General features: G+C 63.0%; 17 protein-coding genes and 2 pseudogenes. 8 read left to right on the top strand and 11 right to left on the bottom strand.

The window, feature by feature from the left end; translation table 11 throughout:
* Window positions 1-8 precede the first annotated feature (8 nt).
* The 5 genes from X735_RS156280 to X735_RS156300 form a co-directional block, all read right to left on the bottom strand.
* Entirely contained in the window at window positions 9-1,253 is a 1,245-nt protein-coding gene (locus X735_RS156280) for a cysteine desulfurase (protein ID WP_023810314.1), read from the bottom strand.
* Window positions 1,254-1,257: 4 nt separating this feature from the next.
* Window positions 1,258-2,526 (bottom strand): Fe-S cluster assembly protein SufD, encoded by a 1,269-nt coding sequence (sufD, locus tag X735_RS156285; RefSeq protein WP_023810313.1) that lies wholly within the window; start codon window positions 2,524-2,526, stop codon window positions 1,258-1,260.
* Between the two features lie 25 nt (window positions 2,527-2,551).
* Window positions 2,552-3,307, bottom strand: coding sequence for a Fe-S cluster assembly ATPase SufC (sufC, locus tag X735_RS156290; RefSeq protein ID WP_023810312.1), 756 nt, complete (start codon window positions 3,305-3,307; stop codon window positions 2,552-2,554).
* Window positions 3,308-3,334: 27 nt separating this feature from the next.
* Window positions 3,335-4,852 (bottom strand): Fe-S cluster assembly protein SufB, encoded by a 1,518-nt coding sequence (gene sufB / locus X735_RS156295; RefSeq protein WP_023810311.1) that lies wholly within the window; start codon window positions 4,850-4,852, stop codon window positions 3,335-3,337.
* A 188-nt stretch (window positions 4,853-5,040) separates the two neighbouring features.
* Window positions 5,041-6,204, bottom strand: a complete 1,164-nt coding sequence (locus tag X735_RS156300; protein ID WP_023810310.1) for a cysteine desulfurase family protein — start codon at window positions 6,202-6,204, stop codon at window positions 5,041-5,043.
* Between the two features lie 236 nt (window positions 6,205-6,440).
* On the opposite strand from X735_RS156300, the gene X735_RS156305 reads away from it, so the two are divergent.
* A complete protein-coding gene (locus tag X735_RS156305) occupies window positions 6,441-7,115 on the top strand; it encodes an alpha/beta hydrolase (protein WP_023669128.1) in 675 nt (224 codons plus the stop codon).
* Between the two features lie 21 nt (window positions 7,116-7,136).
* Window positions 7,137-7,787, top strand: a complete 651-nt coding sequence (locus tag X735_RS156310; RefSeq protein WP_023810309.1) for an FMN-binding negative transcriptional regulator — start codon at window positions 7,137-7,139, stop codon at window positions 7,785-7,787.
* Between the two features lie 11 nt (window positions 7,788-7,798).
* Here X735_RS156310 and X735_RS156315 read toward each other — a convergent pair whose 3' ends face one another.
* The 3 genes and pseudogenes from X735_RS156315 to X735_RS1000000168700 all read right to left on the bottom strand — a co-directional run bounded on the left by X735_RS156315 (window position 7,799) and on the right by X735_RS1000000168700 (window position 10,629).
* A complete protein-coding gene (locus X735_RS156315; protein WP_023810308.1) occupies window positions 7,799-8,629 on the bottom strand; it encodes a phosphatase PAP2 family protein in 831 nt (276 codons plus the stop codon).
* A gap of 45 nt (window positions 8,630-8,674) precedes the next feature.
* Window positions 8,675-10,326, bottom strand: a pseudogene (locus tag X735_RS01000000165710) (glycosyltransferase family 39 protein).
* A gap of 48 nt (window positions 10,327-10,374) precedes the next feature.
* Window positions 10,375-10,629, bottom strand: coding sequence for a hypothetical protein (locus X735_RS1000000168700; protein ID WP_155930568.1), 255 nt, complete (start codon window positions 10,627-10,629; stop codon window positions 10,375-10,377).
* Between X735_RS1000000168700 and tyrS the strand changes: the two genes are divergently transcribed.
* Window positions 10,616-11,869 carry a tyrosine--tRNA ligase gene (gene tyrS, locus X735_RS156320; protein WP_023810307.1) on the top strand — a complete coding sequence of 418 codons (1,254 nt, stop codon included), beginning with the start codon at window positions 10,616-10,618 and terminating at the stop codon, window positions 11,867-11,869. The genes X735_RS1000000168700 and tyrS overlap by 14 nt on opposite strands.
* Before the next feature lie 6 nt (window positions 11,870-11,875).
* Here tyrS and X735_RS156325 read toward each other — a convergent pair whose 3' ends face one another.
* Entirely contained in the window at window positions 11,876-15,256 is a 3,381-nt protein-coding gene (locus X735_RS156325) for a DUF3971 domain-containing protein (RefSeq protein WP_023810306.1), read from the bottom strand.
* Between the two features lie 95 nt (window positions 15,257-15,351).
* On the opposite strand from X735_RS156325, the gene X735_RS156330 reads away from it, so the two are divergent.
* Window positions 15,352-15,819, top strand: coding sequence for a peroxiredoxin (locus X735_RS156330; protein WP_023810305.1), 468 nt, complete (start codon window positions 15,352-15,354; stop codon window positions 15,817-15,819).
* A 151-nt stretch (window positions 15,820-15,970) separates the two neighbouring features.
* Entirely contained in the window at window positions 15,971-17,275 is a 1,305-nt protein-coding gene (locus X735_RS156335) for a M23 family metallopeptidase (protein WP_023810304.1), read from the top strand.
* A gap of 49 nt (window positions 17,276-17,324) precedes the next feature.
* Here the strand turns inward: X735_RS156335 and X735_RS156340 are convergent, their stop codons facing one another.
* Together X735_RS156340 and X735_RS156345 are read right to left on the bottom strand one after the other, a co-directional pair.
* Entirely contained in the window at window positions 17,325-18,554 is a 1,230-nt protein-coding gene (locus X735_RS156340) for an amidohydrolase (protein WP_031212928.1), read from the bottom strand.
* Entirely contained in the window at window positions 18,541-19,719 is a 1,179-nt protein-coding gene (locus X735_RS156345) for a M24 family metallopeptidase (RefSeq protein ID WP_023810302.1), read from the bottom strand. Before X735_RS156345 ends, X735_RS156340 begins: the two co-directional genes overlap by 14 nt.
* Before the next feature lie 221 nt (window positions 19,720-19,940).
* On the opposite strand from X735_RS156345, the gene X735_RS156350 reads away from it, so the two are divergent.
* From X735_RS156350 to X735_RS156355, 3 genes and pseudogenes are all read left to right on the top strand, one after another.
* Complete coding sequence (locus tag X735_RS156350; protein WP_023810301.1) at window positions 19,941-21,107, top strand: ROK family transcriptional regulator; 1,167 nt, start codon at window positions 19,941-19,943, stop codon at window positions 21,105-21,107.
* Window positions 21,104-21,942: pseudogene (locus X735_RS01000000165705) on the top strand (ATP-binding cassette domain-containing protein). Before X735_RS156350 ends, X735_RS01000000165705 begins: the two are co-directional and overlap by 4 nt.
* Window positions 21,943-21,980: 38 nt before the next feature.
* Window positions 21,981-23,021: a sugar ABC transporter substrate-binding protein gene (locus X735_RS156355; protein WP_013532176.1), complete on the top strand. Its 1,041-nt coding sequence runs from the start codon at window positions 21,981-21,983 to the stop codon at window positions 23,019-23,021.
* Window positions 23,022-23,077 lie beyond the last annotated feature (56 nt).

Raw genomic sequence — 23,077 nt, 5'->3', positions numbered from 1 at the left:
AAAAATCATCATCCGAAGAATTTGCGCGCTTTTTCGAGCGCCTCGGCCAAAGCGTCGACTTCGGCCCTGGTATTATACATGCCGAACGATGCCCTGCATGTGGAGGTTACGCCGAACCGTTTCAACAGCGGCTGGGCGCAATGGGTGCCGGCGCGGACAGCAACGCCCTGCCTGTCGATCACCATCGACACGTCATGCGCATGAATGCCTTGCAGTTCAAACGAGATGATGGCGCCCTTGCCAGGCGCATCGCCGAAGATGCGCAGCGAATTGATGGCGCGCAGCCGCTCATGCGCGTAATTCTTGAGATCTTCCTCATGCGCGGCGATGCGCTCGCGGCCGATTTTTTCCATATAGTCGAGCGCAGCACCCAGCCCGATCGCCTGGACGATCGGCGGCGTGCCGGCTTCGAAACGGTGGGGCGGCTCGTTGTAGGTGACGATGTCTTCCGTCACCTCCTCGATCATCTCGCCGCCGCCCATGAAGGGCCGCATGCCAGCGAGAATGTCCTTCTTGCCGTAGAGCACGCCGATGCCCGAGGGGCCGTAGACCTTGTGGCCGGTGAAGACGAAGAAGTCGCAGTCGAGATCCTGCACATCGATCGGCATATGCACGGCGCTCTGGCTGCCGTCGACCAGCACGGGAATTCCACGCGAATGCGCAATGCGCACGATCTCCTTGATCGGCGTCACCGTGCCCAGCGCATTCGACATCTGCGTGATGGCGACCAGCTTGGTGCGGTCGGTCAGGCGCTTCTCGAATTCCTCGATGTGGAAGACGCCGAGATCGTCGACCGGCACCCAAACGAGTTTCGCGCCCTGCCGCTCGCGGATGAAATGCCAGGGAACGATGTTAGAGTGGTGCTCCATGATCGACAGCACGATCTCGTCGCCCTCGCCGATGTTGGGCATGCCATAGCCATAGGCGACGGTATTGATGGCCGACGTCGTGTTCGAGGTGAAGACGATGTTGTCGGTGCTCGGCGCGTTGAGGAAACGGCGCACCGTTTCCCGCGCCTTTTCATATGCGTCGGTCGCCGCATTGGAGAGGAAGTGCAGGCCGCGATGGACGTTGGCATATTCCTGGGAATAGGCGTGCTGGATGGCGTCGAGCACCGCCTGCGGCTTCTGTGCCGAGGCGCCATTGTCGAGATAGACCAGCGGCTTGCCATAGACTTCCCGCGACAGGATCGGGAAATCGCGGCGGATCGCTTCGACGTCGTAGAAATCTCCGATCTTGCCTGGAGCGTTCATCAGGTCACCCGTGTGCCACGAACCAGTCGTCGAGCCGCGCTTCCAGCGCCTCGACGATCGCTTCGTCCTCCAGTTCCTCGATCACCTCCGCGACGAAGGCCTTCACGAGCAGCCCCCGCGCGCTTTTCTCGTCGACGCCGCGCGCCATCAGGTAGAACAGATGGTCGTGGTCGATTTCGGTGACCGTCGCGCCGTGGCCGCAAATCACGTCGTCGGCGAAGATTTCAAGCTCCGGCTTGGTCGAGAACTCGCCATCGTCCGACAAAAGCAGCGTGTTGCAGGCCATCTTGGCGTTGGTCTTCTGCGCATATTGATGGACGTTGATGCGGCCCTGGAACACACCGCGCGCCTTGCCCGTCACCACATTGCGGATCACTTCCGTAGAGGTCGTGTGCGGCACGGCGTGGTCGAGCACCATGGTCACGTCGGTGTGGGTGTCGCCGGCCAAAAGGTTGATGCCGCGAAGCTTGAAATCGGCGCCTTCGCCAGTCGTCCTGACCATGATCTCCTGGCGCACGAGCTTGCCGCCGGCGTTCATGACGAACAGCGTCAGTTTCGCATTCTTGCCGATATGGGCCTTGAACTGCGCCAGATGCGTCGCCGTTTCCGGCTGCTCCTGGACGACCAGCCACGTCACCTCGGCGCCCTCGTCGAGCACGATCTGACTGACCGAGCTGCTCAAGGCAGCGCCATCACCCGTCTGCCGTTCGACGATGACGGCCTTGGCGCCGGCGCCGACGCGCACGGGCAGGCGCACATGCGTCTGGCCGCCGGCCTGCAGGTTCTGCAGTTCGATCGGCTTTTCCAGCTTCGTCCCATCGGCAATATCGATGAAATAACCATCGGCAACGAAAGCCGTGTTCAGCGCGCCGATGGCATCGTCGCTGCCATAGGGATCGAGCCCCGGTGCGATGCTGCCGTCGATCAGCTTTTCCGAAAGGCGCTGGAAGGTGACGCCTTCAAGGACAGGCACCTTGGCGTCGGACTTGCCGTTCAGGATCGACACCACGGCAGAACCCTCGACGATCGGTGCGATGGCTTTAGCCATGGCGGCCGGGTCGAAGTCCGGCACGGTATTCAGCAACCGCCGCAGGTCGGTATAGTGCCAGGATTCGACGCGCCGCGTCGGCAGGCCGTGCTTGATCGTCTCGATGGCGTCGTCGCGCTTCAGCATCACCGCGCCGTCGCCCGGCAGCAGCGACAATCGGTCGCCGAACGCGTCGATCAACGCTGTCTCGGCCGGTGTCCGCTGCGGCTGTGCGTGCATATTCATTAGTTTGACCTTGCCCTCTGGCATCTCACGCGGCTTCGCCGATCACGCCGGCATAGCCATTGGCTTCCAGGTCGAGCGCCAGCGACTTGTCGCCTGACTTGATGACCTGGCCCTTGTAGAGCACGTGCACGGTGTCGGGCACGATGTGCTCAAGCAGGCGCTGGTAGTGGGTGATGACCAGGAACGCCCGGTCCGGCGCCCGCAGCGCGTTGACGCCGTCGGACACGATCTTCAGCGCATCGATGTCGAGGCCGGAATCGGTCTCGTCGAGCACGCACAATTTCGGTTCCAGCAGCTTCATCTGCAGGATCTCGGCGCGCTTCTTCTCGCCGCCGGAGAAGCCGACATTGAGCGGCCGCTTGAGCATCGCCATGTCCATGCTGAGCGAGGCGGCGGCTTCCTTCACGCGCTTCAGGAATTCCGGGATCTTCAGCGGCTCCTCGCCACGTGCCTTGCGCTGCTCGTTCATCGCCACTTTCAGGAATTCCATGGTCGCAACGCCCGGTATCTCCATCGGATACTGGAAGGCGAGGAAAATGCCTGACGTGGCGCGCTCGGCCGGATCCATTTCGAGGATCGACTGGCCGTTGTAGAGGATGTCGCCTTCGGTCACCTCATAGTCCTCGCGGCCGGCGAGGATGTAGGACAGCGTCGATTTTCCCGAGCCGTTCGGCCCCATGATCGCGGCAACCTCGCCGGCTTTCACCGTCAGGTTCAAGCCACGGATGATCTCGGTGCCGTCATCGACGATGCGGGCGTGCAGGTTTCTGATTTCAAGCATTTTTTCGTTTCCTGAATATATATCCGGTCAGCCGACCGAGCCCTCAAGGCTAATCCCGATCAGCTTCTGCGCCTCGACGGCGAATTCCATCGGCAATTGCTGGATCACGTCCTTGACGAATCCGTTGACGATCAGCGCGATCGCTTCCTCTTCCGGGATGCCGCGCTGCATGACGTAGAATTTCTGGTCCTCGGAAATCTTCGACGTCGTCGCCTCGTGCTCGAACTGCGCCGTCGAATTCTTGGCTTCCATGTAAGGCACGGTGTGCGCGCCGCACTGGTCGCCGATCAGCAGACTGTCGCAGTTGGTGAAATTGCGGGCGTTGGTCGCTTTGCGATGCGCCGAGACCTGGCCGCGATAGGTGTTCTGCGAGAAGCCGGCGGCGATGCCCTTGGAGATGATGCGGCTCGACGTGTTCTTGCCGAGATGGATCATCTTGGTGCCGCTATCGACCTGCTGATAACCGTTCGACACGGCGATCGAATAGAATTCGCCTTGGGAATCGTCGCCACGCAGGATGCAGCTCGGATATTTCCAGGTGATGGCCGAGCCGGTCTCCACCTGCGTCCACGAGATCTTCGAGCGGTCACCGCGGCAGTCGCCGCGCTTGGTGACGAAGTTGTAGATGCCGCCCTTGCCCTCGGCGTCGCCGGGGTACCAGTTCTGCACCGTCGAGTACTTGATCTCGGCATCGTCGAGCGCCACCAGCTCGACCACCGCGGCATGCAGCTGGTTCTCGTCGCGCTGCGGCGCCGTGCAGCCCTCGAGATAAGAGACGTAAGCCCCCTCCTCGGCGATGATCAATGTGCGCTCGAACTGGCCGGTGTTCTTCTCGTTCATGCGGAAATAAGTCGACAGCTCCATCGGGCAGCGCACGCCCTTGGGCACGAAGACGAAGGAGCCGTCGGTGAACACGGCGGAGTTCAGCGTCGCGTAGTAATTGTCGGAGGTCGGCACGACCGAACCGAGATACTTCTGCACCAGCTCCGGATGCTCGCGGATGGCTTCCGAGATCGAACAGAAAATGACGCCGGCCTGCGCCAGCTCCTTCTTGAAAGTGGTGACGACCGAGACGGAATCGAACACGGCGTCGACAGCGACGCGGCCCGACTTGTAGACGTTATCGCTGACCTCCTCGAGCTCCGAGGCATCGGTCTTCTGCACACCGGCAAGGATTTCCTGCTCCCGCAGCGGAATGCCGAGCTTTTCGTAGACCTTCAAGAGTTCGGGATCGACATCGCTGAGCGAGGTCGGGCCGGGCGTGCTCTTGGGCGCCGCATAGAAATAGATGTCCTGGAAATCGATCTTCGGATAGTGGACGCGCGCCCAGGTCGGCTCGTCAAGCGTCAGCCAGCGGCGATACGCTTCCAGACGCCATTCCAGCATCCAGGACGGCTCGTCCTTCTTGGCCGAAATGAAACGGATGATGTCTTCGCTGAGGCCCTTGGGGGCCTTGTCCATCGCGATTTCGGTCTGGAATCCGTATTTGTATTGGTCGACGTCGATCTTTCGGACCCGATCGATCGTGTCCTGCACAGCAGGCATATGCGTTCTCCATCCACGCCGGGGTCAAGGCCCGACAGTTTTCAAACTATGGCACCGCCAAAATTGAACGCCAAAGAAGCGCTCGCGGCAGCGTAAGTTTCATATAGTGCGCTTCGACCGGAAATTCACCCGGCCAGCATGAAACGCACGGCTCTACCAGGCCGAAAGGCCCGAAATTGTCCAACCGCTCACGCGGCCTTTTTCCTATCCGCCCTGCGTGCAGCGATTCCCGTCAGCGCAACGCGAAACAACTCGATGTCTTCCGCGCCGGTCGCAGGCCCGATCGACACGCGCAAGGCGCCGAGGCTGTCACCGTATCCCATGGCTTTCAGCACATGGCTCGGTCCGACCTTGCCCGACGAACAGGCGGAGCCGGCCGACAGCGCTACACCGGCCAGATCGAAGGCGATCTGCGCGGTTTCGGCTTTGACGCCCGCAATAACGAAGAATGCCGTATTGGCAAGCCTTGGCGCACCGGTTCCGAAGATTTCCGCGTCCGGCACCAGCGATTTGACGATGGCCTCGACTTCGTCGCGGCGCTGGCGCACCGCATCCATTGCCAGCAATCCGGCCAGGGCCTCGCGGGCGGCCGCGCCAAAACCGGCAATGGCAGCGAGGTTTTCGGTGCCGCCGCGATGGCCCTTCTCCTGGCCGCCGCCATTGATCAACGGCTTCGGCATCATCAGATCCGAAGCGGCGACGATGGCGCCGACGCCCTTGGGGCCACCGATCTTGTGCGAGGACAGAATCAGATAATCGGCGTAACCAGCTGATAGATCGATCGAAACACGCCCGGCGGCCTGCACGGCGTCGACAATGAGGATACCGCCCGCCGCCTTGACAATCCCGGCGATGCGATCGATCGGCTGGATGACGCCGGTTTCGTTGTTGGCGGCGTGGATGGCGACCAGCGGCAGGCCTTCGCTCTTGTCATGACCGCCGAGCGCCGACTCCAAGGCGCCGAGATCGGCGATGCCGTTGGCGTCGACACCGATCCGGGTAACCTGCGCTGCCGGGAAGTGTCCGCCATTCAACAGGCAGGGATGATCGGCCTCGGACACGTAAAGCCGGCTCATGCGCACGGTGCCGCGCCCCATCCGCCAGTCTGGTGACAGCAGCGTCGAGGCGGCTTCCGTGGCACCGGAGGTGAACACGATATGCTCCGCCTTGGCGTTGACGAGCGCCGCCACGTCACGCCTGGCGGTCTCGATCAGGCGGCGGGCCGCACGCCCCTCGGCGTGAACCGATGACGGATTGGCGGCGACGTCAAGCGCCGCGACCATAGCCTCGCGGGCCGCGGCAAGCAGCGGCGCACTGGCATTATAATCGAGATAGGCGCGTTTTGCGGCCATTTTCGTCCGTCAAGTCCCGTCAGAAGCCATTCCGATGTCGTATGGCGTTATTTCCTTGAAATTCCAAGGCGAGCCGTCCTATTTACGCGGCTTGCGGCGCGGGTGGCCGGGCTCGATGTCTTGCCACCCAGTTTTGAACAATTCTAAACTAGCTTCTAAGAAGACGCTCGCCCTGCGTCAAGGCCAGAGGAAACGTTCCAGGCACCGCGCGTTCGTATTACCAAGTGGAGTATTTTATGCCTGAGGTCATTTTCACCGGTCCTGCCGGCCGCCTGGAGGGTCGCTATCAGCCTTCCAAGGAAAAAAGCGCGCCGATTGCCATCGTCCTGCACCCGCATCCGCAATTCGGCGGCACGATGAACAACAAGATCGTCTACGACCTCTTCTACATGTTCCAGAAGCGGGATTTCACCACGCTGCGCTTCAATTTCCGCGGCATCGGCCGCAGTCAGGGCGAATTCGACCACGGCACCGGCGAGTTGTCGGATGCCGCCGCGGCGCTGGATTGGGTGCAGTCGCTGCATCCCGATTCCAAGAGCTGCTGGGTCGCCGGCTACTCCTTCGGCTCCTGGATCGGGATGCAGCTTCTGATGCGCCGGCCGGAGATCGAAGGCTTCATCTCGATCGCGCCGCAGCCCAACACCTATGATTTCTCGTTCCTGGCGCCCTGCCCGTCATCGGGCCTGATCATCCATGGCGATGCCGACAAGGTGGCGCCGCCGAAGGATGTGCAGGGCCTGGTCGACAAGCTGCACACGCAGAAGGGCATCACCATCACGCAAAAGACGTTGCCCGGCGCCAACCATTTCTTCGCCAACGATGCCGACCTGCTGCTCGAGGAATGCGCCGACTATCTCGACCGCCGGCTGGCCGGCGAATTGTCGGATCCGCGTCCGAAGCGGCTGAGATAAACAAGAAAAGAACGGACGGCGATGTACGAGCCTCCTCATTTCAGGGAAACGCGGCCGGAAATCCTGCACGGGCTGATCCGGACGCATCCGCTGGGCCTGTTGATTTCCAACGGGTCCGATGGGCCGGTCGCCAACGCTGTCCCGTTCCTGCTCGACGCGGAAATCGGGCCTAACGGCAGGCTGCGCGCCCATCTGGCGCGGGCCAACCCGCAATGGCGCCTGCTGACCGACAATCCGGCTTCACCGGTATTGATCGTCTTCCAGGGCAGCGATGCCTATGTGACGCCGTCCTGGTACGAGACCAAGCGCGAGACCGGCAAGGTGGTGCCGACCTGGAATTATGCCATCGTGCAAGTTCGCGGCACAGTCAAGGTGATGGATGACCAGGATTGGCTGGCGCAGCAGATCGCCGATCTGACGGCGTCGCAGGAAGGCGCTCGCCAAGCGCCCTGGGCAGTGACCGACGCGCCGGAGCCGTTCATCCAGTCGCAGATCAAAGGCATTATCGGGCTGGAAATCGAGATCAGCGAAATCCACGGCAAGTGGAAGGTCAGCCAGAACCGGCCTGTGGCCGATCGCGTCGGCGTTGCCCAAGGGCTGGAAAGCGAAGACCACCAGTCGCCCGGCATGGCCGGCCTGGTCAGATCCTATGGCGGGCTGGACGGCAACTGAACTTCGAATGCTCAGGCAGCCTTCCTTCTCCGCCCAATCAGCCGAAACGTTGTCTTGCGGATCGGCAGCCCCGAAGGCATCGGCCGGAAGATGAAGCCGAGCCGGGCAAAGACCAGCCCGCAGGCCAGCGCGAAACCGCAGCCGAGGCCGAAGCCGGCGACGGTGTCGCTGGGATAGTGCGCGCCGACGAAGATACGGGTCGAGGCAATGCAGGCGGTGATCGCCAGGGCGATGTACCAGCGCCGCGGAAACAACAGCAAAGCGACCCCGAACACTGCGCCCATCGTCGTACCATGGCCGGATGGAAAGCCGGCGAAGCGCGCATCGAAAGCGAAGGGGTGCAGGGTAAGCACGCCAAAGTCCTCGTAATAGAGCGGGCGAGCCCGGCCAATCGCATATTTCAGCACATTGACGGCGATTCCCGACAGGCCGGTGGCGCACAGCACCAGAAAAGCCAGGCAGGTCCAGTTGTAGAGGAGCATCAGCGAGCGCCGGGAGAGGCTTCGCCAATCCGTCAGGTTCGCGGCGACAAGCAGAAGCGCCGACGGAATGAGATACCAGCCACCCAGGCCGAACTGGGTGAAAAAGTCGGCAGTCCGGGCAAATCCCGCCGACCACTTGCCGTGAAGCATTCCGGCCGGAGTGTCGAGACGAACAAACGCTGCCGCCGTCAGCAAAATCCAGACCAGCACCCAGACCGACCACAAAACGTTCGGGTATCTGGCCGGACGGGTGGCAAGGCGGCTTTTGGCGATCTGCATCGTATCGCGAAAATTGTCGAGCGACCGGCGCCCTACCCCAAGGAGCAGGCTCGAAACGGGCGGGCGTGATTTCACCAGCATAGGAAATTCGACCCCATTGTTGCCGTCATGGGCATCGGCGAGCCGTCACTGGGTTACACGATAGAGGCCGAGCGACAGCTTGTCTCCCGATGAATAGTTGAGGCCGTCGACCTCGGCAACGCGGTTCGCCGACTTGCCTTGCGCCGCCAGCAGCCCATTCAGTTTCTGCTCGTCGCCGACCTGCGCCAGCGCCAGGGCGCAGGCAGGATCGCCGAGCAGATGCTTGGCGACGCCATCGACATCGGTCAGGACGGTCTTGGTGCCGACCAGGAACACCAGGCTCGGCTCGTGATATTCCGCCGAAGCGAGCACCGTGGTGTCGCAAGGCCTGTTGGCCTGGAACGCCGCCTCGATCGCCGGGCTCAGCCAGATCGGCTTCAGCGAAGGCGCGATGACGCCGAACAACAGCCCATAGGTGATGCCCGCGCAAGCCGCGACGGCGCCGATGCGAGGAAGCGGAACCTGCAACTCCCGCGAGAAGGCAAGGTAGCCCGCCCCCAGTGCTGCCGCGGCGGCCGGAATGCTCCACCAGGAGAAGGTGCCGGTGAGGTAGATCGGCGCTCCGACGCAGACCGCCGCCAGGCCAAGGCTGACCACGGCAAGACCGAATGCGGTCGACCACCACAACCAATCCTGCCAGCNTGCCAGCGCCTGAGCGGCGCATTCGCCTCCTGCGGCGGCAAGGTCAGCAGCCAGCCGATCAGCAGCGCCATGCCGGGATAGGCCGGCAGGACATAGTGCGGCAGCTTGGTCGGGATCAGCTCGAACACCAGCCAGAACGGAATGTACCAGGCCAGGCAGAAACGCAACCGCGGATCGTCGCGCAGACGGTTGAGGGCCTGCAGCCCGGCGCCGACCGCGATCAGACCGAACGGCCACATGAACAAGGAATAGGTCAGCATGTAGAAGCCCGGCGGCAGGCCGTGCGATTCCTCGCCCGAGGCGACCTTGGCCATCATGTCCTTGCCGACGGCATCACTGAGAAAGGCGCCGCCGCTCTTCCAGGTGATGAGGGCCACCCAGGGCAACACGATGAGCACCACCAGAGCGACACCGCGCACGAGCTTCAGCTTCAGGAGCCAGCGCCAGTCGCGCTCGAAGGCAAACAGGGCGGCGACCGTCAGCACCGACAGGAGCGGAGCCACCGGCCCCTTGATAAGGATTCCGAGGCCTTGAGCCGCCCAGAAGATCCACGGCAAATGGGCGGCCACCGGTTCGTTGCGGCGCGATGCCAGATAAATCTGGGCGAGCGCGCCTTGCGCCGCCACGCAACAGGCCAGCAGCATGGCGTCGGTCTTGGCGTCACGGCCCTCGAAGGCTGTGGCGAAGATAGCCGCCATTATCAGGCCGGCGGCGAGACCGGCATTGGCCCCGAACAGCTTGGTGCCTGTCCAGGCAATGCCGACGACGGCCAAGGCAATGCCAAGCATGGAGACGAGGCGGTAGACCCAGATCGGCGCCGCCGCCCCCTCGCCGCTCAGCGCCACGGCCGCCGATTGCAGCCAGTAGATGCCGATCGGCTTCTTGTAGCGCGAGGCATCCTGAAAACGGATGTCGACATAGTCGGAGGTTTCGACCATCTGCTTGGTGGCCTGGACAAAACGGGATTCGTCCCGGTCGACGGGTGGAAGGCTCGCCAGTCCGCTGAATGTCATCAGCACGCTGAACAGAAAGAGAAAGAGATAGTTCCTGTTCATCGCGGAGCTTTCCGGATCTGATCTGCGGGATGGCCCCGTCGCGGCGCCTCAGGCCCTGCCCCTGCGCGGCGCCTCAATACGCCAGCCCAAACGACGAAGCAAGGATTCGCAAACGCCATCCGCGCGGGCACCAAAACAGGAAACCGCTTTTGCTGATCGCTGGACCTTTGTCTGGCGCGCGATCAGACGCAAAACCGGAAACCACTTTTGCTGATCGCGCTTGGATGCTAAACGCCCGCGTTCATGCACATCCGAGCCACAGCGGCCGGGCGCTTTCGGGAAAGAAACAATGTCCGCCTTCAAATCCGATTTCCTGCGCACGATGAGCGAGCGCGGTTTCATCCACCAGACTTCGGATGATGCCGGCCTCGACAATATCTTCGCCAAGGAGACGGTGACGGCCTATATCGGCTTCGACGCCACCGCCAAGAGCCTGCACGCCGGCTCGCTGATCCAGATCATGATGCTGCACTGGCTGCAGCAGACGGGTCATCGGCCGATCGCGTTGATGGGCGGCGGCACCTCGATGATCGGCGACCCGTCCTTCAAGGACGAGGCGCGCAAGCTTTTGACCCCGCAGGACATCGAAGACAATCTAGCCGGCATCCGCCGCAACTTCATGCCCTACCTCAAATTCGGCAGCGGTCCGAACGACGCCATCATGGTCAACAACGCCGACTGGCTGATGGAGATCAACTACGTCAATTTCCTCCGCGATGTCGGCCGTCACTTTTCCGTCAACCGCATGCTGGCGTTCGATTCCGTCAAGTTGCGGCTCGATCGCGAGCAGTCGCTGTCGTTCCTCGAATTCAACTACATGATCCTGCAGGCCTATGATTTCGTCGAGCTCTACAAGCGTCTCGGCTGCCGCCTGCAGATGGGCGGCTCCGACCAGTGGGGCAATATCATCAACGGCATCGATCTCGGCCGCCGCATGGAGGATGCGCAGCTCTATGCGCTGACGACGCCGCTGCTCACCACCTCGTCGGGCGCCAAGATGGGCAAGTCGGCTTCGGGCGCGGTCTGGCTCGATGCGGAGATGCTGAGCCCCTACGAATTCTGGCAGTACTGGCGCAACACCGAGGATGCCGACGTCGCCAGCTTCCTGAAGCTCTACACGACGCTGCCGCTGGACGAGGTGGCGCGGCTCGAACAGCTCGGCGGATCCGAGATCAATGAGGCCAAGAAGATCCTCGCCACCGAGATCACCGCCCTGCTGCACGGCCGTGCAGCCGCCGAGCAAGCCAGCGATACGGCGCGCAAGACCTTCGAGGAAGGCGCGCTCGCGGAGTCGCTGCCGACCGTCGAGGTCGACAAAACGGCGCTTGAAACCGGCGTCGGTATCCTGTCGCTGCTGGTCACTGCCGGACTGGCGGCATCGAACGGCGAAGCGCGGCGGCATGTGCAGGGCGGTGCCGTGCGCCTGAACGACGAGCCGGTGAGCGACGAGCGCCGCCTGGTGACATCAAAGGATTTGAGTCCGGAAAACATCGTAAAACTTTCTCTGGGAAAGAAAAAACACATTCTGGTCCGACCTACCTGAACTCGATCACCGGTACTCGAAGATCGACCTGAATATTCCAGGCGCGATCACCGACAGCGGATTGATGTCCAGCAGCGGCTTGTTGGCATTGCCCTTGAGCCGATAGGTGACGCCGATCAGGCCACGGTCGCGGCCATTGCCGAGCAGCGCGCCAACGATGGGCAGTTCGCCGAAGATGCGATTGAGGCCATAGACCGGCATGAACGTGCCGGTCATGTCCATGTTGTTGTTCTGGTCGTAGAGCGTGCCCTGGAACGTGGTCCCGATGCGCGGTCCACGCAGCACGCCATTGGCCAGTTTCAGATAGCCGCTGCCCTTGTCGATCTCGGCGTAACCGCGTTCGAACTTCACCCGCGACGTATCCAGCTTGCCTTTGACCGCCTGGTTGAGGCTGCGGTTGTCACCGGCCGGCGTGGTCGAGACGATGGAGGCGAGTTTCGGTTCGTTGACGACGAAAAAGTTGCTGGTGTCGACCTTGCCCTTGAGCGATCCGTCGCTCGGCCCGGCCAGTGCGAGCGTGATCACGCCGCCTTCCATATGTTCGTAGATGTTGAGGAATCTCAGAATGGCGCCGGCGTCCGCGGACTGCATGTTGAGCGTGCGCCGGCCGGCGCCGGTGGTGTTGCTGATTGATATGGCCGCACCTGAACTGGCCGTGGCGCTGACCTTCAGCCCGTTCACCCGCGAGCCGGCCGCGCTGTAGTCGAGCTTCAGATTGGACAATTGCTCGTCGTGGAAACCGGTCAGCCGGTCGACATCGGCGCTGACGGAAATGGCATCGGAACCGGTGGTCTTGGTAGCCGTGTCGACGTCCGAAGTGAACTGCTTGATGAGCGAGCGGGCATCGAGCGCGTTGCCCGACATGTCGACCGCATAGCCCTTGCCGGACCGCTTCACCGACACGGCAACGTCGTCGCCCCTGTTCAAGGTGACCTTGCTGAACCGCGCCGACGACAAGGCGCCATTGACCAGCACGATGCTGCCGTCGACGGAGAACGTCTTTCCGTCGAGGTCGAAATCGGACAGCGTCATGGTCTCGCCGGACCTGGTCATGACGAAGGTGACCTTGGCGGGGACCCCTGCCCCCTTGCTCCAGCCCGCCCAGGGAATGTCCAGCCTGGCGTTGGTCAGATCGGCCGAGACGTTCTGGTCGCCGCTGCCGTTCTTGTCGATCGCCACCTTTACCGTTCCGGCAAGCAGCGGCTTCAGGCCGGGCATGGCGGCGGCGCGGATCTTGTCGTCAAGCACCAGAGCCACCTTGCGGCTGCGCGCCGGCCCGTCATCCGCGAGCGGCTCTACCAGATCGAGTTCGGCCGGAATGCCGTTCAGCAATGCCTTGGCGGAGATCACCGCCTTCTCCGGATCGACCGTGATCGAACCGTCGGCATCCGTCACGATCTGGCCCTCGAAGGGCTTGGCCAAGGACATGCCGCTGTAGTCGAGCGACACCAGCCAATCGAGCTTCGAGGAGTCGACACCGGACTGCAGCGGAATATCCGCCTTGACGTGGCCGGTAACGCTGCCCGACAGGTCTTCCGGCAGGATGCCGACATGGCGCATGGCGTTGATCGGCTCGTAGGATGCGAGTTCGGCGACGGCCGACGCTTCGCCGTCGACGTCGATATCGAGCGCGCCGACGACCGGCGGGCGGTTGGCCGCCTTGACCGTCAGCGTGCCGTTGCTGGCCGCCACGGTGCGGCCGCTGGGCATGTAGACGGTGCCCGAGGACAGGGAGATATCGACATCGTTGCCGTGGAAACCGACGACGCCGACCGCGTCGCGTATCGGCGGGATGCGGCCGGCGGTGTCGAAGCGCGATCCCTCGATCTGGAAGCGGCCGAACACCTCATCGGCCGAAAGCGGCACGCCGTTGCCGAGCCGGCCCGGCACCACCTGGAACTGAAGGTTGGCGTCGACGACACGGCCGCCGAACAGATTGGCCAGCACCCAGAGCCGGGCATTGCGCGCCGAAAACCACGGCCACAGCTGCTTGACGTGAGAGACCTGCATGTCGTGGATGTTGAACGCCAGATTGATCCCCGGCGCTTTGCCGTCGACGAACGCCACGGCGGCGGTGCCAAGCACCTCGCCGGAGCCGGCGGACCGAAGCGCGATCTGCTCGGCGACCAGTTTGTGGCTCACCGTATTGTAGACCCCGGCAATCCGGGCGAGGAAGGTGAGCGCCGGCTCGGGCGACTCCGAAGGCGCAAGCGACGACCCGTCGCTGGTCAGGTCGTAGCGATAGGAGGGTTCTTCACCCACCGCTCCGCTTGCCGGCTTCGGCCCGATCGACCCGGCGAAATCGAATGTCGAGCGGCCGGTCTTCAGCAGCAATCTGTCGACCTGGATCTTGTTGCTGCCCGCAACCAGCGTCGCATTGATATCGACGTCCGCCGGCAGCAGTCCTCGCGTGCCGAGATCAAGGACAGAACCCGTCGACGACAAAGCGGCCGTCAGCCGCGATGCGTTCGCGCCGAACCCTTCCGATCCCGTCAGCTTCAGCGCGACGGTTCCCAGCTTGCCGGCAGCGGCCGCCATGTCGCCGGTATCGGCCAGATCGACGCTCGCATCCAGTGCCGTGACGCGGTGCGCCGCGATATCGCGGGAGGCGGAAGCGGCAACGGTAGCCGTCCTGCCGTCGATGTCCGCCGTGGACGAGAACTGCATGCCGCCCGGGCCTGACTGCACGACGGTGGCGTCGGTGAGCTTGACGAGCTTGATCGCTCCGGTTTCGGGCAGCACGAATTCGACATTGCGAAGGTCGATCCGGCGCAGCGAATCCTCCCGCACGGCATCGAGTGCGTGGTTGATGTTTCCGAACACCGCGGCGGACAGCTTCTCCGGATCGATGAGGCCGTCCGCATTGCGCAGGCCGGCGGTCCAGTCGCCGCCGGACGGCATCGCAGCCACGACGATGCGGGCATCCGAGATCCTGGCGCTGGTCAGCCGCACATCCCCCCACAGCAGCGGGAACAGACGCACGCCGAAGCGCACGCGGCCGGCATCGGCCATCGGCTTGCCGTCTGATGTCTTCAAGCTGACGTCGCTGACCTGAAGCGCGATGAAACTCGAACCGTCGAGCGTGATGCGGGCAGGCCCGACCGCGACATTGACATCGACGCCCGCCAGTTTCTCGAGCGCCGTTTCCGCCTCGGTGCGAAGCCGGTCGGCTCCGATGCCGGAGGCGCCAACCAGATAAACGAGCATGGCGGCCAGCAGCACGAAAGCGACCAGACCTGCGAACAGTCGCGACAGGATGCGAAAACCGCGTCCGATCGACGCCTGACCGAGCGGCGGCACACGGCAGGCGGACGGAAAGGTCCCCAGGTCGGTGATCTCATCACGCCTGAACCGGATCTTCTCGTGCTGCGGTCGCTCCTGATCCACGCAATTTTCCGTTGTACGAACTCGATCGTGGACGAATCCCCGTCCGACACTATATCGGTGTGGCTTCGCGCGTAACCTCAAACAAGGGCATCGGTATGGCTGACCTCGACGTAGGCGATCTCGCGCCGCAATTCGACCTGCCGCGGGACGGCGGCGGATCAGTCAGCCTTGCCGCATCGTCCGGCAAGCCCATCGTGCTCTATTTCTATCCGCAGGACGACACAACAAGCTGCACGCAGGAGGCGATCAGCTTCTCGCAGCTGAAGCCGGAGTTCGAGAAGGCCGGCGCCGTGGTGATCGGCCTGTCGCCCGACCCCGTCAAGAAGCACGACAAGTTCAAGTCGAAGTACAATCTGACCATCGACCTCGCCGCCGACGAGGAGCGCAAGGTGATCGAGGCCTACCATCTGTGGGTCGAGAAATCGATGTATGGCCGCAAGTATATGGGGGTCGAGCGCGCGACGTTCCTGATCGGCCGCGACGGGCGGATCGCCAGGATTTGGCGCAAGGTCCGCGTCAAGGGCCATGCGGAAGAGGTGCTTGAGGCCGTTCGTGCGCTTTGAGATTTTACCGGCGAGGCCGGCCCGGTTTCCCTTACAACCTTGCGCACGCCTGGCGGGCAACCGCTGCGGACAAGTCGGCGCTGCAAGCCTTTGTTAACCTTAATAATGTGTAGTCAAGCTGTCGTGGTGTCGTAAACGAAAGCTTGGTCCCGTGAACGCAACCGGTCAGTCCGCAGTCTTCGGCAGGCGTAAGGAGCCCCATACGGTCATCATCGCCCGGGGCAACGAGATCAGGCATTTCACAATCCGGCCGTGGCTGGCGGCCTTTATCGGCTCGGCGCTGGCCGCCATTGCCATAGGTTACCTCATGGCCACCTCCTATCTCGTCCTGCGCGACGATTTGATCGGCGCCACCACGGCGCGCCAAGCGCGCATGCAACAAGCCTATGAAGATCGAATTTCGGCGCTTCGCGCCCAGGTCGACCGCATCACCAGCCGGCAGTTACTCGACCAGCAGCTGATGGAAACCAAGGTCAGCGAACTGCTTGAACGGCAGAGCCAGCTGAGCCAGCGTCACGGCCGCCTTGGCCCGCTGCTCGAACGCGCCGAGAGCGAAGTCGGCGCAGCGCCGGCCGAATATCCGGCAGCGGTTGCGAAGCCGGACAAACGCGCCGAAGTGACCGGCAGCATCAAGGAGCCCGCGACGAATTATGCGGTCGCCAGCCTGAGCGCCGATCCCGGCGCCGGCGACACAAGGCCGTTCTCGCTGTGGTCGACCCGCTCCGATCCGCTGCCCAGCGATTCAGCCGCCGATCGTGCCGACAAGCTCTTCGTCTCGATCAACCAATCGCTGAGATCCATCGAGAGCGATCAACTGACCCGCATCAGCACGCTTGCCGACAATGCCTACAAGAGCGCCGATGCCATCACCCAGGCGCTCGAGGCGGCCGGACTGCCCGTCGACAGTGACTTCGGCAAGGGCGACAGCGATGTCGGCGGACCGCTCATTCCGGTCGACAGTTCGATGATGTTCGACAGCAAGGTCAAGGAGTTGGACGAAGCGCTTGACGCCCTCGACCATCTCAAGAAGGAAGCGCGCCAGCTGCCGCTGACCAACCCCGCGCCGGGCCACTCCGTCACCAGCCCGTTCGGCGTGCGCACCGACCCGATCCTCGGCACCGCGGCACTGCATTCCGGCATGGATTTCAGGGCGCCGATCGGCATGGCCGCCAAGGTCACCGCGCCCGGCACCGTCACCAGGGCCGGCTGGAACGGCGGCTATGGCCGCATGGTGGAAGTCGACCACGGCAATGGTTTTGCGACACGTTACGGGCATCTCAGCGAGATCGACGTCACCGTCGGCGAGAAACTGGACGCCGGCGCCGTCATCGGCAAGACCGGCAGCAGCGGCCGCTCGACCGGCCCGCATCTGCACTACGAAGTCCGCCACAATGGCGAAGCGATCGATCCCTTGCGCTTCCTCACGGTCGGCAAGAAGGTCGCCCAGTATCTGTAAGCGATCCTGGGCTCCTGCCCCATGCGCCGATGACCATCATGATGGCTGACTAAGGCGCTTCCATCGACAGAAACGCCGTCGCTGCCGCAACCAGGGTGGCCGCGCCGACCTTCAACGCGGCCTCGTCGACACGAAACCGGGCGTGATGGAGCGGAAAGACCGATCCGATCGCCTCGTTTCGGATTCCCAGCCGAAAATAGACCGAAGGACGTTTCTCGCTGTAGTAGCCAAAGTCGTCCGCGATCGTCCATCCGGGCGTGTTGAGGACGTTGTCGGCACCGATGCAGGCCTTGGCGCTGGCGGCAATCAGTTCAGTCATCTCGACATCGTTGACAACCCCCGGTTCGCCCTTGTGGATGTCGACCTCGACACGCGCGCCGTGGCTGGTCGCTACCCCATCGGCTATCGTACGAATGCGGCGCCAGGCACGCTCGCGGGTTGCATCGCTGCCGCTGCGGATGGTGCCTTTCAACGTGACCTTGCCGGCGGTGACATTGTAGGCGTTGCCGCCGTTGATGGCCGTCACGGAAATCACCAGCGGATCGTACGGGTCGATCTCGCGCGAAACGATCTTCTGCAATTCGCTCACCAGGGAGCAAGCCACGGCCAACGCATCGACACCCTCATGCGGTTTTGCCGCGTGTGACGCCGAGCCGATGACGGCCACATCGAAAGTGTCGCAGGCCAGAGTGTAGGGACCGGAGCCGACGGCGATCTTGCCGGTCGGTGTGTACGGATCGACGTGGACGCAGATGGCGGCGTCGATATCGTCGAGAAGCCCCTCTTCCACCACCCGCCTGCCGCCCGACGGTTCGTCCTCCTCCGCCGGCTGGAAGATCAGGCGAACGGTACCGCCAAAACTGTCCCGCGACTGGTGGAGATGCGCGGCGACCGCGAAAGCCATCGATGCATGGGCGTCGTGGCCGCAGGCATGCATCACGCCTGGATTCGTCGATGCATACTCGACGCCGGACTCCTCCTCGATCGGCAAGGCATCGATGTCGGCGCGAATGGCGACCTTTCGATTTGACGGCTTGCCGGTGCCGACAATATCGACGGCAAGGCCAAAGCCGGCGACGTCGCGAATGTCGGCAATCCCCTGATCCACCAGCATCTGCCTGAGATAACGCTGCGTGCCGGCCTCTTGGTTCGAGAGCTCGGGATTGCGGTGCAGATGGCGGCGGACCTCGATCATCCGATCGAGAATTCCGGCGGCGATATCGGTCGTCACGGTTTTCGCAACACCACCCGCCGTGGCCGAACCCTCAGGATTTGACATGGATCTCTCGCGGGAACTTCGTCAGGGTCTCATGGCCGGTTTCGGTGACCAGGATGGTCTCGCTGATCTCGATGCCCCAGCCGTCCATCCACATGCCGAGGATGGAATGAACGACATTGCCCGGTTCAAGCACGGTCTTGTCGCCCGGCCTGAGGCTGATCGTGTGCTCGCCCCAATCCGGCGGATAGGCAACCCCGATGGAGTAGCCGATGCGCGATTCCTTCTTCAGTCCGTAGCGCTGGATGACCTTGCGCCAGGCGGCTTCGACGGCTTCGGCTGATGTTCCCGGCCTGACCGCGTCGAGCACCGCATCCATGCCCTCGATCACCGCTTTTGCCGTGTCCGAAACATTTGTCGGCGTCTTGCCAAGCTGCATGGTCCTGGCGAGGCCGGCGGCATAGCGGCGGCAGACGCCGGCAAGTTCCAGCGCGATCGTCTCGTTTTCCCCGAACCGCCTGTCGCTCCACATGATGTGCGGCGCCGAGGCATTCTCGCCACCGAGGATTGTCGGTGGAAGCGCGGTGATGTCGCCGGCAAAATCCGGGCTGCCCGCAATCTGCGCCGCCTGGATGGCGGCGATGGCATCGCATTCGCGAACACCCGGCGCAATCACCTCGAAGGTCCGCGTGACGGCCGCTTCGGCCAGGGTCGATGCCTTGCGCAAATACGCGATCTCGGGCGCCGATTTGACCGCGCGGATCCAGTTCACCAGCAGGTCGGCATCGTGCCATTTTGCGTTGGGAAGTCCGGCGACAAGCCGGGCGTGCGCCTTGGGGGAGAAATAATAGGCTTCGAGTTCGATGCCGATATGTCTGCTCCCCCAGCCCCTGGCGACGATCCAGTTTGCGATCCAGTCCATCGGATGGCGATCGACGCGCTGAACATGGTCTTCCGGGAAGCCAACCACGTTTTCCGGCTTCATCCAGGCTGTCAGAAGACCGCCGGCCGCATCCATGGCGCGCCCGATCCAGACCGGCTCGACCTCTTCGATTGGCACGAGCACGACCTGGGGCGTATAGAACGACCAGCCATCATAGCCGGTGATGTAATGCTGGTTGGCAACGTCGTTGACAACAAGGAGCTCGAGACCGCGCTTGGCCATCTCGGTGCGGATTTTTCGTAGCCGCTGTTGGTACTCGTCGCGGGCAAACGGCAATTCGATCATCTTTGCTCCATGCTTTGTCGGATCAACGGTCGCGGGGTTCGCCCACCTTTGAAACGGTTTCGACATGGCGGCAATCAGCCAGGGCGGCGTGTGAGCAGGTCCTGAACCGAATACGTCCTCGAAGGCCTTCCCTGGAAAACTTCGTCGTGAATTTATTTTTGAATTCCATTTGACTGAATAAATAAGCAATGCAAAGCTGCGCTCTCCTAAGGGGCGCAATCATGGCACTGCGGGGGACCAATCAGGAGTTCGGGCGGCCGTACAACCGGCGCATCGTGCTTGAGTCCATCCGCCTGCATGGACCGATCGCCCGCGGCGAGATCGCCCGGCGCGTCGGCCTCACCGTCCAGACGGTGTCGACCATCGTTCGCGAACTGGAAGATCAGGGCTACATCCTGTCGCTGCGCGAAGAGCCGAAGGGGCGCGGCCTGCCGCCAGCGACGCTCCGGATCAACCCCGATGGGGGCTATGCCGTCGGCATCCACATCACTCCGCTTGGTATCAGCGCCGCCTTGATCAATCTGAGCGGCGACGTGATCGAGAGCATCTACCGCGAGGCGCCAAATGCGACGCCGGACCACGCCTTCGAGCTGATCGGGGCGATGGTGGTGGAATTGACCAGACTACGGGCTGGCGGACGGGTGCTAGGCGTCGGCATGGCCCTGCCCGGCCCATTCGACGTGGAGTCCATGAGTTTCGTGGGGCCGACCACCATGACCGGCTGGAAGGATGTAGCGCTGCGCGAACGGCTGGCGGCCTCCACCGGATTGCCGGCCTTCTTTGAAACCGATATGGCAGCAGCCGCCATGGGCGAGCGCCTCTACGGCCTCGGCGCCCAGTTTTCCGAATATTACTATCTCTATTTCGGCGTCGGCCTTGGCGGTGTCATGATTCATGACGGCAGCGCCTTGCGCGGCGCCTGGGGAAATGCCGGCGAGATCGGGCACATTCCCGTTATTCCGGGCGGCGAGGCTTGCCCGTGCGGCAACAGCGGCTGCCTCGAAAGATATTTGTCGCTCGAGGCGCTCCGGCGCTGGAACGGCAGCGAGGCGGATTGGGTCGCCGAAGTCGCACCGATCTTTCACAACGCCGTCGCCGTCATCGAGAACCTGTTCGACCCGGAGACGGTCATCCTCGGCGGGCTGGCGTCCACCGACCTGCTCGAAATGCTGGCTGGTTCGGCCGGAGGCCTGCACAACTCCGTCTCGGCCCGCAAGGACCGCACGACGCCGAGGGTTGTGGTGGCGCGCGGCGGACAGCATTCCGTGCTGCGCGGCGCCGCCGCCCTTGCGGTTTCCGGGGTGCTGTCACCTCGCTTCGGGCAGATGTTCGCGGCCGAACGCGAACGCGAGCGCGACCTTCTCAAAGGCAGGGAGATTGCGGCATGAGTGAACCCCTGCTGGTGCTCGACAACGTCACCAAGAACTATGGCGCGATCGAAGCGCTCAAGGGCATCAGCTTCTCGATCGGCAAGGGCGAGGTCGTGGCGCTGCTGGGCGACAACGGCGCCGGCAAATCGACACTGGTCAAGATTATCGCCGGCGGACTGGAGCCGACCTCCGGCCGAATGCTGTTCGAGGGCAAGGAGTTCCTTGCCCGGTCGCCCGCAGAGGCCAAGGCAGCCGGCATCGAGACCGTCTACCAGGACCTGTCGCTGTGCACCAATGTCGACGTGGTCGCCAATTTCTTCATGGGCCGCGAAATCACCAGACAGGTTTTCGGCATTCCCGTGCTCGACGAGCGCGCCANGTCGCCAATTTCTTCATGGGCCGCGAAATCACCAGACAGGTTTTCGGCATTCCCGTGCTCGACGAGCGCGCCATGGAAGCCGTCGTCGGAAAGGCGCTGGCCAGTGCCGGCACCCGCATTCCCTCGCTGCGCGCCAATGTCGAGCACCTTTCGGGCGGCCAGCGGCAAGCCATCGAGCTCAACCGGTTCGTGCATTGGGGCGGCAAGCTGGTGCTGCTAGACGAACCGTTCGCAGCGCTCGGGGTCGAACAGACGCGGCGCGGCCTCGACATGATCCGCCAGGTGGCGAACCAGGGCATCGGCGTCGTCATCATCACCCATATCATGCAGCAGGCTTTTCAGGTCGCCGACCGGATCGTGGTGATCCGCCAAGGCGTCGTGGCCGGCGATGTCGCACGCAATAAAACAAGTCCCGATGCGGTGATCAACATGATCACCGGTGAGACGCTTGCCGGTGCCGGACCGACAGGCTGAGGGACAAAGAGGGGTCCGGCTTAAGAGGAGCGAACGACATGAAGCGAATACTTCTTGCTGTCTTCGGTATCCTTGCACTGGCCTTTGCCACGCTCACGCCGGCATTCGCCCAGTCCAAGGGTATCGTCTACTATATGGTGCCGACCCTGCTGGACGAGTTTCAGACCGGCTCGGTGAGCGCGCTGGAACTGTTCCTGAAGCAGACCGGCTACGAGATGAAGACGCTGAACGCCGACAACAAGACCGACGCCCAGCAATCGCAGATGAACGATGTCATCGCGCTGAAGCCGGCGGCCATCATCCTGGCGGCAGTTGACTTCAATGCACTGAAACCGTCGATCGAGGCAGCCCGCGCCGCCGGCATCCCGGTGGTCGAGTTCGACCGCCAGATCACCTCGACGCCATCCGACTTCACCTCTGTCGCCGGAACGGTCGAGATCGGCTACGTCGCCGCGGACCAGGCCGAGAAGCTGCTGAAAGCCAAGAACGGCTCGGTGAAGGGCAAGGTTCTGCAGGTGCTCGGCGATCCCGGCGATCCCTATACGCTCGACATCCAGAAGGGCTTCGAGGAGAAGATGAAGGCGTTTCCGGACGTCAAGATCATCTCGCTTCCGGCCATGCAATGGGAAGCCAGCAATGCCGGCACAATCGTTGCCGACCAGATGTTGGCAAACCCCGACATCGACCTGATCTTCAGCCATGCCGCGCACCTTTCGGTCGCCGCCGTCGCCTCGCTCGAGGCAGCCGGCAAGAAGCCGGGCGACGTCATGCTGATGAGCTCGAACGGCGCTCCGGTCGGCCTCGACCTGATCCGCAAGGGCTGGCTCAACGCCGAAATCGAGCAGCCGCTCTACGCGCAGGCCGCGGCTGTCGCCATGTTCATGGACAAGATCGTCAAGAAGCAAGAGATCAAGCCCGGTGAATACGACGTGCTCGGCTTGAAATCGACCGTGACCAAGGAAGCCTGGGGTCCGAACATCAAGATCCCCGGTGCCGCCATCACCAAGGAAAACGTCGACAATCCGGCCTTCTGGGGCAACCAGAAGCCGCCGACGGACACCGTCAAGTCGGTCGAATAGTCATTGAAAGCGCTCCGGGCCGTAACGGCCCGGAGCCTGCCCCTTCACACCGCCGC

This window comes from Mesorhizobium sp. L2C084A000, assembly GCF_000502875.1.
Lineage (GTDB): Bacteria > Pseudomonadota > Alphaproteobacteria > Rhizobiales > Rhizobiaceae > Mesorhizobium.
This window is presented reverse-complemented; position numbering and strand designations above follow the sequence as displayed.